We start from the raw sequence: 13,022 nt of genomic DNA, 5'->3' as shown, positions 1-13,022 counted from the left end.
TTTAATTAGATTTCAATTGCAACAGCAGTTGCTTCACCGCCACCAATACATAGGGCTGCAACACCTTTCTTTTTACCTAAGCGTTTTAATGCATAAATGAGAGAAAGAATAATTCTTGAACCTGTAGCGCCAATTGGATGACCTAACGCGCAAGCGCCACCATGTACGTTAACTTTTGCTTCATCTATTCCTAGCTCATGAATTGGTGCCATTGCTACCATTGCAAAAGCTTCATTAATTTCCCAAGCATCTACTTCATCAACTGACCAACCAGCACGCTCAAGCACTTTTTGAATTGCACTAATTGGAGCAATTGTAAATTCGCTTGGATGTTGTGAGTGAGTAGAAGTTGCAACAATTTTTGCTAAAGTATTTAAACCATGAGACTGTGCATATTCTTCAGTAGCAAGTACTAATGCAGCAGCACCATCAGAAATTGAGCTTGAGTTTGCAGCTGTAATTGTACCGTCCTTACTAAAAGCGGGACGTAGAGTTGGAATTTTCTCAAGATTTGCTTTTAATGGTTGCTCATCTTGATCAACAATTTCCACACCTTTACGTGTTTTTACTTCAACAGGAACAATCTCTTCTTTGAAGTAACCTTCGGTAATGGCAGTTTGCGCTTTTTTAAGTGAAGAAATCGCAAAGTTATCCATTTGCTCACGGGTAAAGCCTTTGGTGTTTGCCATATCTTGAGCAAAAGAACCCATTAAACGGCCTGTTTCAGCATCTTCAAGGCCATCTAAAAACATATGGTCCTTAATTTCGCCGTGACCCATACGGTAACCACCGCGAGCTTTCGGTAAAATATAAGGTGCATTGGTCATAGATTCCATACCACCCGCCACAATAATATTGGCACTGCCTGCTTTTAAGGTATCCGATGCCATTAATACAGCTTTCATCGCAGAGCCGCAAAGCTTGTTTATGGTCACAGCTCCGACATGATCAGGTACACCAGCTTTACGCATAGCTTGGCGAGCAGGGCCTTGACCAATACCTGCACTGAGTACGCAACCGAAAATAACTTCATCTACTTGTTCAGGTTTAACACCTGCACGTTGGATCGATTCACGGATGACAGCAGCGCCAAGATCTGGAGCGGTTAGAGAAGATAAACTACCCTGAAAACCACCCATTGCCGTACGGCTACCTGAAACTATAACTATTGAACTCATCTTAATATCTCTTATTGGTGTTTTTGCTAAATTTGCCTTTAGCCTAAACCAAAGGCGCCACTAAATTAAAAAGTTGGAGGGGTGTAACTGAGCGTTCTACCAAAGAACCACAGCAAGAATAAAACTAATGGAAAATGCACAACGAGCTGAGTGACTGTAAACCCAATCACATCTTTTGCTTTTAGTTTTAAAATGCCTAACATTGGAAGCATAAAAAATGGATTGATTAAGTTTGGTAAAGCTTCAGCTGCATTATAAATTTGTACAGACCAGCCCAAATGAACCTTTAAATCATTTGCTGCTTGCATAACATATGGGGCTTCAATAATCCATTTTCCACCACCTGACGGTACAAAGAATCCAAGTACAGCAGAGTAAACTCCCATCACAATCGCAAAGGTTTCTTTTGATGCGATTGAAACAAAAAACTCGGCAACATAATGAGACAGCGATAAATCCTGACTGTTTAAAGCTTGCGTCATAATAAATGCAATACTTCCATACAGAGGGAACTGAATTAAGATTCCTGATACGGCTGGAACTGCCTTTGCAACAGCATTTAAGAAGTTTCGAGGCGTGCCATGCAACGCTAGACCAAGCATTAAAAAAACAAAGTTGTAAGTATTTAAGCTTGAAATCGCAATAATTGGATTACTTTTTGAAAACTCAAAAAACATCCAGATTAAGCCTAATGCGACCACAATAATTGTTAAGATAGGCGAGTTTTCTAACCAATCGCCCGGACGATTAGATTTCTCCTCATGTGGCTTGTCTTCTTCAAACTGCACATCAAAACTATCAATCGTTTTAACATTATTACCTTTTGGGGCTGACCAATACGCAATGGCGATTGAAACAATCACCAAAATAATGGTCATCGCAATTGATTGCCAAAGGAAAATCGTTTCAGTAAATGGAATAACACCAGTTAGGTTGTAAATTGACTCAGGTAAGCTACTTTTATTTGCCTGAAGCTGTGCTGCTGAAGAGCTGATTCCTAGTGCCCAAGTTGCACCCATACCAATGATTGCTGCCGCAGCCGCTGCGCGGTAATCCATATTCAGCTCTTTACGTTTAGCTAATGCAATCACTAAAAGCGCCGTAAGAATTGTACTAACAGCCCAATTGACCAGCGAAATTAATAAGCTGACGGTTGCTACCAAAACAATGGCACCGCGACCAGAACTTGGAATACGTGCCATTTTTTGGATGAGGTATTTAACGGGCTTAGATACAGAAACGACATAACCTACAATAATAAGCATAGTCATTTGCAGGGTAAAAGGAATAAGACTCCAGAAGCCATTACCAAATGAAGTGGCCACATCGTGGATTGGGGCGCCAATAGCTAAAGCAGCGACAGAGACAATAATGACGCCAAGCAGAGCAAAAATATATGAATCAGGAAACCATTTTTCAGACCAGTCACTAATCCGAAGCGCAAATCTTTCAAAAATTCCTTGCTGTTTTTCCATAGCTGAAAAATCCTTCTCGTTCTTATTTATAAACAGCACATCCGGTGCTTAAAAGGGATAAGACTCAAGCTCACTTTCTAACTTGAGTCCTGTACAGCTAACTAAATCTTAGAATTTACGCGACTAATGTTTTATAAAACTCGACACCTGTAGCGGCTTGAATTTGTTCAAGCGTGACATCTTTAGCAAGTTCAATCAGCTCTACGCCTTGTGGGGTAATATCCATTACACCCAAGTCAGTAATGACTCGATGAACTACGCCTTTACCTGTTAAAGGTAAACTACAGTTTTTTACGATTTTTGGTGTACCATCTTTTGCACAATGTTCCATAAGCACTACAACTTTTTGGACGCCAACAACCAAGTCCATTGCGCCGCCCATACCTTTGACTTTCTTACCTGGAATCATCCAGTTGGCTAAGTCACCATTTTCAGAAACCTCCATTGCACCTAAAATTGCAATGTTGACATGACCACCACGGATCATGGCAAAAGATTCAGAGCTTGAGAAAAATGCAGCACCAGCGCGAGCAGTAACCGTTTGTTTACCAGCGTTAATTAAATCAGCATCGACAGTTTCTTCTGTTGGGAACTCACCAATACCTAATAGACCATTTTCAGACTGAAGCCAAACATTAATATTTTCTGGAATATAGTTAGCAACAAGGGTAGGTAAGCCAATACCTAAATTGACATAAAAACCGTCTTTAAGTTCTTTTGCAGCACGTTGTGCCATTTCGTTACGTGACCAAGCCATTTTATACTGCCTCCGTGCTTAAAGTTTTATGCTCAATACGTTTTTCAGGTGATGCATTCAGTACAATGCGGTTTACATAGATACCCGGCAAATGGATTTCATCCGGATCTAATTCACCAATTTCAACCACTTGTTCCACTTCTGCGATTGTAATTTTTCCAGCCATCGCACATTCAGGGTTAAAATTTTGAGCAGTTTTACGGAATACTAAATTACCTGCTTTATCTGCCTTATATGCTTTCACAAGAGCAACATCAGCTGTTAAAGATTCTTCTAGAATGTAGTTCTTGCCATGAAAAGTACGTTCTTCTTTACCTTCAGCAATAAGAGTACCTACGCCAGTTTGAGTATAAAATGCAGGAATCCCAGCACCGCCAGCACGTAACTTTTCAGCTAAAGTGCCTTGTGGTGTAAGCTCCACATCAAGTTCACCATTTAAATATTGGCGTTCAAACTCTTTGTTTTCACCAACATAAGAAGAAATCATTTTTTTGATTTGTTTGGTTTTAAGCAAAATACCTAAACCAAAATCATCTACACCTGCATTATTTGAAATACAAGTTAGACCAGTTACACCACTTTGCTTAACTGCAACAATTAGTTTTTCAGGAATTCCGCATAAACCAAAACCGCCTACAGCGAGTGTTTGATTGTCTGCAATTACATCTTTCAGTGCTGCCTCAGCATTGGCATAAACTTTATTCATTCTGTTGTTTTCCTATATCCCTTAGTAATTTAGTTTTAGCATCACATTTTGCGTTATAGAAGTTAATTTTTTTAAAGGATTAATAAGTATAATCAATGAATAGTATCAAATTTATAACAAAAGATCAGTTTTGCACTAGGTAAAAAACTTTAAAAAATAATCTTAATTTATTGAAAAATATCATCATTAATTAATTTTTAATAACTGTGAGCGAAACTAACCCTAAAACACAGTATTTAATTTTTTAAAATTTATATTGAATCAAAGCCTCGATAAATTGAGTAGAAATATTTGAAATCTCGAAGTTCTTCTTATAAACAATTCCCACAGTCTTATGAATAGCTTCATCCTTTAACTCAATCAACACGTTATGTTCTTTATCAATGTGTTTGGCAAAATGTCTTGGAATTGCACTTACCCCTATACCGTAAGCCACAAAACTTGAGAGTGATGAAATTTGATGACATTCCACTTTTAAATCGAGCGTTATGTTATTTCGCAAACAATTTTGCTCAACTAAATAACGAACAATTGAAGGTTTCTGTAAGGTCACGAATGGATTTGAACAAAGCTCATGCCATGTAATAGAAGATGATTGAGCAAGTGGATGAGTCTTTGGCAATAGAGCCAAGAAATCCTCTTCAAATAGAGGTTTAAATTCTAAGCCTTCGGTGAGATCTGGTTCAAAACAAATACCAAGCTCAAAAATACCATCTTGTACTTTTTCTATAATGGTCTCATTTGGAATATCGTGAATTGAAAAATTAAGATTGGGATGAACAGCTAAAAACTGGTGAATTACTTCAGGTAAAATGGCATGAGTCACAAAGGGCATAGATGCAATACTTAAAGTTCCCCGATTAAGTTTAAAGCGTTGTTTAACATCATTTTCCATCTCATCCCAATTGGCGAGTAACTTTTTGGCATAGGGAATAAGAGATTTACCTTCCTGTGTAAGCTCAACACGGCGTGTATTACGGTTAAAGAGTTTACCGCCTAACTCTTCTTCTAAACTTTTGATGGTAAGACTTAAGGCAGATTGGCTTAGATGTAGCTCTAAAGAAGCATTGGCATAGTTGAGAGTACGTGCAAGAGCTAAAAAAGCTTTTAATTGTTTCAGCGTCATTTCTTACCTTTAGATTACTCAACTTACCTTGAAGAGTAATTTATACGAAAATTTGCCTAATATGATGTTTTTTGAAAAAAATTAAGAAAAAGAATGATCAAATTCTTACTTAATATACAACAAGCAATAGCTATTAAAAATACTAGCTACTTTAGTAAGTTGTCCCAGCAAAATTCATCCTTATTATTTGCAAAATATATGAACATGCCAATTAGATGAAAAAATAAATAACCCATCCAAATTTTTTGAGGGGCAACTTTCAAACCCTCTAATAATATAGTTATAGAATAGATAGTGATCATAAACGTGAAAAAGATAATATAGGTCATACTTACTATCAATTTATGTTTTGGTGCTAATTGAGCAATTTTATATCCAATCAAAATTTGCATTCCCCAATTTATAATGAGTGTAATTATAGTCAAAAGTAATTTTGGTGCATTTAAGCTTTCTAAGGAAACCTGTTCGATTAGGAAAATAGTTTGCCACAGTACAAACATACCAAGAGGATACAAGACAAATTTAAGCCACATAGTTTTTCATTTTCTTATAAATATTTATCTGGGTATTCTATTGAATTATAAAAATAAAATAAATACTATTGTGCAAAAAGTATATCTACATGCAAAGTCGCCCTTATTTCAATTAAAATATTTGTGAAGTTTAAATTCTTTAGAACTTAATTTAAAAGATAAATGAAATTGTGCAAAGGTAAAATTGATGAATAAAAATGTTCTTGGCTTAGTATTGATACCATTTATATTGAGTGGTTGCGTCAAAAAAGCAGAAGAAAAAACTACAGATAAAGTAGAAAATACAGCAATCACAAAGGTGAAAGAACTGCCTCCAAAAGAAGAGAATGCTATTCCTGCCATGATAGCGCGCAATTTTGTTGTGAAGTTTAAACAGCCCAAAATTTGTGGGTCTAATCCAGATGTAGAGGGGATTGTATGTACTTCTAAAGAAGCTATTGCACTTAAAAGTAATATTAATTGGATTGATGAAATAATTGATAAAGAAATCCGAAAGGATTATGCAGATGCTTTTACCCCTCCATCAGAAAAGCAAAAGCAATTAAATCAAACCCAAGCTGAAGGTCTTAATAATTGGTCAGATAGTGTAGTTTATCGCTTTAATGGACAGTTTGGTCAATATGTGCAAATTTCAAAAGTTAGCTCGGAATATTCTGGTGGAGCACATGGCATATCCACTTTTGAAGATTATGTTTTTGATTTAAAAAGTAAAGAACGGATTAGATTAAAAGATATTGTAGTCACTGGAAAAATGAATGCACTTAAAGACGAATTATGGAAACAATACGAATATTGGTGTCAAGAAAAAGATATGGAACCCTATATTAGTAAAGAAGACTTTAAAGTAAGTGAAAATTTCTATATTAACCAATCAGGTGGGATTACATTTGATTTTCAGATTTACGAGTTAGCTCCATATGTCTTAGGTCCCGTGAGTTTAGAGCTACATGATACAGACCAATTGATAAAAACTGAGTTTTTACCACCAAGGCCTGCTTTAAAAACTGAAGTGTAGAGATTCATAATAGTTTGTAAATTGATTAAACCACCTTCGGGTGGTTTTTTAATGCATGAGATGTTAAATTCCACCTCTAACAATATTGGGTAATATCATGAAAAAGATATTTTTTTTAGGATTAGTTTTAAGCTTAACTGGGTGTTCAACAGCTCCAGTTGTTTCAAATATTGCAAAATCAGTACCTAATGAAAGAATTTACAATCAAAAGTATTTAAAGAAACAGACCCCTGAACAAGCAAAAGTTACTTTTTTAAGAGATAAAGGTTTTTTAGGCTCTGGTTGTACTCATGATATTTATGTTAATAATGAAAAGGTATTTTCAATTCGCTCAAATGAAATCGCTACAATTTATCTTGAGCCTAAATATTATATTTTTAGATTAGAAACAGGTGCAGGAATGTGCCCGAATATTGCAACTTCTCAAGAAACGGAAGTCAAACCTGGAGCGGAGATCGAATATCGAATCTTACTTCCATCTGACTTTAACTTAAGACTAACTCGAATGAAGTAAGAGATTAAAAATTTCTACATCAATGAGTTGATTAAAATTAATGTTCATTAAGTTTTGATTAAACCCACTCATTGTTAAGTGGGTTTTTTCTTAATTGAACTAAGAATTATTAATTGCTTTAAAATTATTCTTTATGCAATTGAAGCCGTTCTTAGAAGCATTACCCTTAATATAAGAAATTTTAGATCCATATTTTTCATTTAGCTAAACTTACCAATGGTAGAAATAATAAACCTCTGAAGTAAATTGAAAATATGATTTATCTTACAACAGTTAAAACTTATAGTTAGCTAGTTATATTGGTCATACTTTAGTCTTGTTTTAAGAATTAAGGCTACCGATGCACAGACTGTAAGAACAAGGCCTAACTGTTGTACTAGCCCAGCAAGTCCAAGCATACAACCCAACAGTAAATAATACGTTAAGCCGAATAACGCACCAGCTTTTCCTGCTTGTTCTCGATAATGACGCAGTGCCAGACTAAGTATGTTTGGGATGACAATACCATAAGCAAGAACGACGCCAGCCATCGGAATCAAGATCCATACGGTTGTTTGTAATATCCAAGCAATCATGCTTGATAACATTGTGATGTAACAAGCATGTCTTACCAATATTTCTGGTTCTATATTTGAGGCAAGTAGCTTTCGATTTAGTAAACTACCCATAAGAGAAGAGATTGCTAATAATAATCCTGTCCAGCCAAATTTTTCTGAACTCCAGCCAAGTTGTTTAAAAAGAAATGGGGCAAGGCTGTAATAACTGAAAATCATTGTATTAAACAAGGCAATTAGCATGGCATTTTGCCAAAGCGAATTATCAAGGAACATACGGGCAGCTAATGTTCGTATGCGAGTGTGAGTTATTGGGTGAGACTGAGTTTCAGGAAGAAAAGCAGCACTTAGTATTAACAATAGTATGGCAAGTAAAAACAAGGCAATAAATACACCTATATAACCCCAATGACTTACTAACCAGCCTCCACTTATTAGACCAAAAAACGGGCTTATAGCTAGTGCGGCTCCCATAAGGGAAAATACACTTGCTAGTTTTGTCGATTCATAACTGTCCCGAAGCATGGTTTGTACTACAACAGACCCAGCGGCAGCGCCAAAAGCTGAAATCATACGTGCGAATAACAAAAATTTGAAATTTACTGTTGTAATAGCTAATAGTGTCCCAGCCCCATAACAGATAAGTCCTAACATCATGGCAGAGCGGCGACCAATTTGATCACTTAACCATCCCCATAACCCTACACCTATAGCAAAAGCGATGAAATAAACTGAAAGCGTCTGAGCTGCTTGTTTACTATTAACTGCAAATGAGTGGGAAATGTAAGGTAGTGCAGGGCTGTATATAGTTTCAACTAGTTGAGGGAACATTATCAGAAGTGTTAAAAGCCACAAGGGTGGACGATGTATGGCATTCATAAAATGTCATTAATAAATGAATATTAAAGGTTATTATTCTTGAAAGATAAAAGTCTGATTATCATAATAAGGACTGAATATATTAATTATTGGACAGATTTTGAAAATTGCATCAGATAGTATTTTTGATCCAGATATTTTCGCTGATCCAGTGATTGGTATTGCATCAGATATAGGAAAACATGATTCTGGTAAGCATTGTCATCTTCGTCATCAGTTACTGTTTTCGGCTGCTGGTAGTATCACAATAGAAATAGGTAAAATGACTTTTTTACTTCCACCACGACGTGCTGCATGGATTCCTGCAGGCACAACTCATCGAGCGATCATGCGTGGTGTAATGGCTTACCGCTCACTATATTTTTTACCAACATCAAATTTATCTCAGTTGCCAGTACAGATTGTTGAAGTCAATCCATTATTTTTTGAAGTAATTGAAAGAATGGCATTTTGGCCATGGGGAATGCAGGCTGAACAACAGGTAAGTTTAATTACTGTTTTTTATGAAGAGATATGTGCTGCACGAAGTGAAAATTGGCAATTAATGTATCCATCAGATGCCCGTCTAGAATCTTGGTTAAAGCACGTCCGTATGGGAGAACTACCTCCACGTTTAGGTCAGCTGGCTCAGATAGTAGGTGCTTGCGAACGTACTATTAGCCGAATATTTATTCGTGATACAGGAATGAATTATCAGAACTGGAGACAACAATGGAGATTATTAAGAGCAATAGAAATGCTATCTGAAGGTATACAAATAAGTGAGGTGGCACAACAACTGGAGTTTATCAGTGATAGTGCATTTATCGTTTTTTTCCGTCAACATACAGGTACTACTCCAGTCCGTTATCTACAGAATATTTTCAGCGAAAGCTTGTATAAATAAAATTTTCTTTATCGGTTACATTAGAGTTAATCCAAAAACAAGTAGCAAAATGACTCTCTTTTACTACTCTAATTTAATCCAAGTTCTTCATAAAAATTGATCTTATTAAAACTATTGGAAACAGGAAAATGTTTAGAAAAGTTAAAGTATCTTCTGGATTTTTTATTCGAATTAATTTATTACTTTTATGTTAAAAAGCAGTTCCTTATACAGAATTTCTACTAAAATCCCTGTTTTTTACTGATTGTATTATGGTTGTTTATGGGAAATTTAAGAATTTTAGGTGAATCTCTGGAAAATGCGGAAATATTAAAAGACGTTCAATATCATATTAAAGATAGGAGATTACCTATCTCTTTAAAAGATGATTTAAACAAACAAGTTATTGAGATTGAAAAATATTTTGGTGAGGATAACTTTGAGAAACTCGAAGTTAAGAAAAACAAAATTAACATCTGGACAGGAGTTCTTGCAGTTCCTATCTTAATTTATTGTATTACCTTGTTCTTAAGTCGATATATACATAATTTTGGAATTAATATTGATGTAGACATGATGAATCATATGTTATTTGAAAATATATTGAAGTACATATGGGCTATTATTCTTTATGCTGCAGTATTTTTTGGATTAATTTTTTACTTTTATTTAATGAATAATCAAAGTAAAAAATTAATTGAAAAGAATGTTGAGAAGCTTCTGAGTAAATAAATTTTAGAACATTTAAGCCTCGCATTGGCGAGGTTTTTTTGTCGGCATATTTAAACATTCTCTCGGCAATTTTTTCTAAAATTTCTTCTAAAATAAATAGTAATGATCATTTTTAAAAACTCAGAAAATAAATTATGCATGATTGACGTGATGATAGTGATAAGAGGATCCTTAAAATATTTAGGTATACATTAGCAAGAAAATAATTAATGTTTAAAAAATGAATTATTTCAAGTATAAAAGAACCTATTACTTTATAAAAATGAGTTATTAAAAATGTCTCCTATCAAAGTACTTTTTGTTGCTGGATTTGGACCAATTACAAGAGTTAATGAAGAGAGTAAAACACTCTATCAAGACACATTAAACCTTCCAATAAAAGCGATGGAAGGCAATGAATCTTATATGAGTACGGAAGATGGGGAGCTTGGCGGTGTAAAACACTTTGCACTGTGGCCATTACATCAAGCAGCAGAGTCCTGCTTTGGTCGAAAAGAATGGCCCGACGAGTTTACTGTTCCTCAAAGTTGGATTGAGTTTGAAGTTGAGGATATTAATCAAGCTTCAGCTCATATGATTTCTAAAGGATATCAACTACTGGTAAATAATCGTTTAGAACCATGGGGGCAGTCAGTTACTCGCTTTTTAAGTCCTGAAGGAGTACTCACTGGGTTAACAGTTACGCCATGGCTACGTACCGCAAATGAATAAATTAGTAATTTTATCTAAAACATAATAGAAAAATGTTTACTCAGGAATACCGTAGTTTGGTTTTCTTTGTCAAAATCTTGATAATCTTAAAGACCTGATTATTCATTCTTATTTTTTGATGAACGGTCGCATTGTCAAGTTGATCCCATAGTTCAAATGGGAAAAACTCTGAACTATGATCAAATACCCATAACCATTGGTAACTATGAGTCAGTGTATTACTATCAAAACGAACATCTTGAACTTTGACAATCTTAAATTGTTTATGATGTTCGTCTTGAAGAGTGATTTCATGGTTCTCCATTAGACATCCACAAATTAAAGACAGTTTTAATTTTACTAAAATCAAAAGTATCTGTTTAGTTGATTAAGTTGGCATTCATTTACAAAAGATTTCTGCTTGTTAAAGTTTGTCATTTTCAAAATGTTAATAATCTTTACTTTTGAAATACAAGGTTTTAAGTAGGTTGCATTGTAAGGATAGTATGTAAGTGTCAGAATGCACCATTGACATTTATCTTCGAGTTATCGCTATGAGTTTAATAGGCTTTATGTATGCAAGTAAAACCAATAGTGAACATAGTCAAATAAAACAAGATTTAATTGATATTCTTACAGAAGCTGTCAAATTTAATTCTCAAAATGACATTACTGGTGTGCTTTACTATGGTAATGGTTACTTCTTACAATACTTAGAAGGAGAGAAAGAGCAAGTTGAGACATTGTTCTATAAATCAATTTTGAAAGATTCGAGACATCAAAACTGTGAGATCATCTTTTTGGAACCATCTGAACAACGGTTATTTAAACATTGGAGTATGAAATTTGCTCCTATCAATACAAAAATAAAAGATTTCTTTTTTCATCATCATGTTGATGAATTTAATCCATATTTGCTTAACACTACATCAATTCCATCTTTTATTGAGTTACTTGTAGATCAACCCAATTTGAAAGCGGATCAATATCAAGTTTAATCAATATTATAATTTTTGTTTAGATATAACTAGAAAAAGAAAATAGTAAAGGGCGATTATATTACAGCTTCTAAAAAAGCCCTGCATGATCAGGGCTTTTAAATTTTTATCAAATATAAATATGACAACTTAATGTTTATGGATGACTACTAACTAGTGATTTTTCAAACGCCATTTCTGCATCTTTTACAATACTAGAAAGTTTTTCTGGTTGAATAAATGCATTGGTTTGTCCAGCGTCTTTACGTGCCTTATTGCCCAAGACATCTGCAACTTCTGGATGGCTAGTAAGCACAATATCTGCCTTCATGTTTTTCAAACGCTCAAAACTCTTACGATAATCTGCAACAATATTTGGATACTGATGATTATTTTGTAAAACATTGCCAGCTACAGAGAGACTGCAGGGGAAAACAACATTTAGGTTCTTACCGTTAGATTTAATTTCAGTTGACCAAGTTGTACAACCCGGAGTATGGCCCGGGGTAAGAGTAGCTTTAAGTTTTAATTTTCCTAGTTTAACTACTTCTCCATCGTGAATGACTTTATCAACTTTAACTGGAGTAAAAGGAATAGTTTGGAAGGTGTTTTCACCTATAGGTTTTCCTATTTCTAAAGCGTTAACATCCTGCTGCATTGCAATTAATTTAGCACCAGTATCTTGTTTAATGCGTGCAAGTGCACCTACATGGTCCCAATGAGCATGGCTCGTAACCATAATTTTTACATCTGATAACTTAAAACCTAATTGTTTAATGTTCTGCTCTATTTGCTCTGTATTTTCTGGAAGGCCCGTATCTATCAATAGGGCTTGGTGACCAGAAGCTAACAAATAAGCTGCAAGACCATGAGTACCTACATAGTATATATTTTCAGTAATTTGGAATGGCTGAGTATTTTGAGTCCAGTCATCGGGTAACTTTAATGGTGCAGCTGAGGTAGATAAAGAAGTCAACAATATACTTCCTATAAACAACATCTTTTTCTTCATCTTTATTGG

At 34.9% G+C, this 13,022-nt stretch carries 15 protein-coding genes; 6 read left to right on the top strand and 9 right to left on the bottom strand.

Going from position 1 to position 13,022, the window contains the following annotated elements:
- Nucleotides 1-5: 5 nt before the first annotated feature.
- From ACLCEG_RS01665 to ACLCEG_RS01640, 6 genes are all read right to left on the bottom strand, one after another.
- Nucleotides 6-1,178 (bottom strand): thiolase family protein, encoded by a 1,173-nt coding sequence (locus ACLCEG_RS01665; protein ID WP_019459098.1) that lies wholly within the window; start codon nucleotides 1,176-1,178, stop codon nucleotides 6-8.
- Between the two features lie 65 nt (nucleotides 1,179-1,243).
- Nucleotides 1,244-2,653 (bottom strand): short-chain fatty acid transporter, encoded by a 1,410-nt coding sequence (locus tag ACLCEG_RS01660; RefSeq protein ID WP_410565295.1) that lies wholly within the window; start codon nucleotides 2,651-2,653, stop codon nucleotides 1,244-1,246.
- A 115-nt stretch (nucleotides 2,654-2,768) separates the two neighbouring features.
- Nucleotides 2,769-3,410: a 3-oxoacid CoA-transferase subunit B gene (locus tag ACLCEG_RS01655; protein WP_019459100.1), complete on the bottom strand. Its 642-nt coding sequence runs from the start codon at nucleotides 3,408-3,410 to the stop codon at nucleotides 2,769-2,771.
- A gap of 1 nt (nucleotide 3,411) precedes the next feature.
- Entirely contained in the window at nucleotides 3,412-4,116 is a 705-nt protein-coding gene (locus ACLCEG_RS01650; RefSeq protein ID WP_019459101.1) for a CoA transferase subunit A, read from the bottom strand.
- A gap of 244 nt (nucleotides 4,117-4,360) precedes the next feature.
- Complete coding sequence (locus ACLCEG_RS01645) at nucleotides 4,361-5,242, bottom strand: LysR family transcriptional regulator (RefSeq protein ID WP_049065395.1); 882 nt, start codon at nucleotides 5,240-5,242, stop codon at nucleotides 4,361-4,363.
- A gap of 146 nt (nucleotides 5,243-5,388) precedes the next feature.
- Nucleotides 5,389-5,775, bottom strand: coding sequence for a hypothetical protein (locus tag ACLCEG_RS01640; RefSeq protein WP_410565292.1), 387 nt, complete (start codon nucleotides 5,773-5,775; stop codon nucleotides 5,389-5,391).
- 187 nt (nucleotides 5,776-5,962) lie between these two features.
- Here ACLCEG_RS01640 and ACLCEG_RS01635 point away from each other — a divergent pair, with 187 nt between their 5' ends.
- Both ACLCEG_RS01635 and ACLCEG_RS01630 read left to right on the top strand, forming a co-directional pair.
- Nucleotides 5,963-6,790, top strand: coding sequence for an RsiV family protein (locus ACLCEG_RS01635; RefSeq protein ID WP_410565290.1), 828 nt, complete (start codon nucleotides 5,963-5,965; stop codon nucleotides 6,788-6,790).
- A 97-nt stretch (nucleotides 6,791-6,887) separates the two neighbouring features.
- Complete coding sequence (locus ACLCEG_RS01630; protein WP_086496229.1) at nucleotides 6,888-7,304, top strand: hypothetical protein; 417 nt, start codon at nucleotides 6,888-6,890, stop codon at nucleotides 7,302-7,304.
- 290 nt (nucleotides 7,305-7,594) lie between these two features.
- Here ACLCEG_RS01630 and ACLCEG_RS01625 read toward each other — a convergent pair whose 3' ends face one another.
- Nucleotides 7,595-8,737, bottom strand: coding sequence for a multidrug effflux MFS transporter (locus tag ACLCEG_RS01625; protein ID WP_410565287.1), 1,143 nt, complete (start codon nucleotides 8,735-8,737; stop codon nucleotides 7,595-7,597).
- A 100-nt stretch (nucleotides 8,738-8,837) separates the two neighbouring features.
- On the opposite strand from ACLCEG_RS01625, the gene ACLCEG_RS01620 reads away from it, so the two are divergent.
- The 3 genes from ACLCEG_RS01620 to ACLCEG_RS01610 all read left to right on the top strand — a co-directional run bounded on the left by ACLCEG_RS01620 (nucleotide 8,838) and on the right by ACLCEG_RS01610 (nucleotide 11,045).
- Nucleotides 8,838-9,623 carry an AraC family transcriptional regulator gene (locus tag ACLCEG_RS01620; protein WP_410565285.1) on the top strand — a complete coding sequence of 262 codons (786 nt, stop codon included), beginning with the start codon at nucleotides 8,838-8,840 and terminating at the stop codon, nucleotides 9,621-9,623.
- A gap of 261 nt (nucleotides 9,624-9,884) precedes the next feature.
- Complete coding sequence (locus ACLCEG_RS01615; RefSeq protein WP_410565283.1) at nucleotides 9,885-10,334, top strand: DUF6097 family protein; 450 nt, start codon at nucleotides 9,885-9,887, stop codon at nucleotides 10,332-10,334.
- Between the two features lie 276 nt (nucleotides 10,335-10,610).
- Nucleotides 10,611-11,045 carry a glyoxalase gene (locus ACLCEG_RS01610; protein ID WP_192836962.1) on the top strand — a complete coding sequence of 145 codons (435 nt, stop codon included), beginning with the start codon at nucleotides 10,611-10,613 and terminating at the stop codon, nucleotides 11,043-11,045.
- A gap of 40 nt (nucleotides 11,046-11,085) precedes the next feature.
- Here the strand turns inward: ACLCEG_RS01610 and ACLCEG_RS01605 are convergent, their stop codons facing one another.
- Nucleotides 11,086-11,349: a hypothetical protein gene (locus tag ACLCEG_RS01605; RefSeq protein WP_019459105.1), complete on the bottom strand. Its 264-nt coding sequence runs from the start codon at nucleotides 11,347-11,349 to the stop codon at nucleotides 11,086-11,088.
- 229 nt (nucleotides 11,350-11,578) lie between these two features.
- Here ACLCEG_RS01605 and ACLCEG_RS01600 point away from each other — a divergent pair, with 229 nt between their 5' ends.
- Nucleotides 11,579-12,022, top strand: a complete 444-nt coding sequence (locus ACLCEG_RS01600; protein WP_410565281.1) for a BLUF domain-containing protein — start codon at nucleotides 11,579-11,581, stop codon at nucleotides 12,020-12,022.
- 136 nt (nucleotides 12,023-12,158) lie between these two features.
- On the opposite strand, the gene bla is transcribed toward ACLCEG_RS01600, so the two are convergent.
- Nucleotides 12,159-13,013, bottom strand: a complete 855-nt coding sequence (gene bla / locus ACLCEG_RS01595) for a putative subclass B3 metallo-beta-lactamase (protein ID WP_410565278.1) — start codon at nucleotides 13,011-13,013, stop codon at nucleotides 12,159-12,161.
- Between the last annotated feature and the right edge of the window lie 9 nt (nucleotides 13,014-13,022).

The organism is Acinetobacter sp. H1(2024), from assembly GCF_046557555.1.
Lineage (GTDB): Bacteria > Pseudomonadota > Gammaproteobacteria > Pseudomonadales > Moraxellaceae > Acinetobacter > Acinetobacter seifertii.
The sequence above is the reverse complement of the archived record's forward strand: the minus strand, read 5'-3'. Positions and strand labels throughout refer to the sequence as shown.